Below are 420 nucleotides of genomic sequence, written 5' to 3'. Positions count from 1 at the left end.
CCTGCAGCGCCATCCCGAACGCCAGGCCCGCCGCGAGCAGCTTGCCGAAGCCGTCACGCACGCCGATCGCGGTGCGCAGGCCACGCTCGACGAGGATGGCGTAGAGCGCGAGGATCGCGAACAGCCCGAACAGGCCGAGCTCCTCCGCGAGGCTCGCGACGATGTAGTCGGACTTGGCGAACGGTGTGATCTCGGGGTGACCCTGGCCAAGACCGGTGCCGAGGAGGCCGCCGGACGCCATACCCATGATGCCCATCCCGACCTGCGACAGGCCCGTGTAGAAGGGGTCGAGCCACAGGTCGACGCGGGTCTGCACGTGGCTGAACAGCAGCCACGCGACATAGGCGCCGCCGCAGAACATCGTGAGCCCGAGCGCGATCCACGAGACCCGCTCGGTGGCGACGTAGAGCATGGCGACGA

The 420-nt window shown here is 69.0% G+C and carries 1 protein-coding gene; it reads right to left on the bottom strand.

The genetic code is table 11. The annotated features are described in order from the left end of the window. A partial coding sequence (locus B4K29_RS00005) for an FtsW/RodA/SpoVE family cell cycle protein (RefSeq protein WP_286966126.1) occupies positions 1 to 420 on the bottom strand: 420 nt, incomplete at both ends.

The sequence above is a fragment of the Arsenicicoccus sp. UBA6765 genome (genome assembly GCF_002453335.1).
Classification (GTDB): domain Bacteria; phylum Actinomycetota; class Actinomycetes; order Actinomycetales; family Dermatophilaceae; genus Arsenicicoccus; species Arsenicicoccus bolidensis.
Note: the sequence above shows the minus strand (reverse complement) of the source record. Positions and strands in the feature narration are given on the sequence as shown.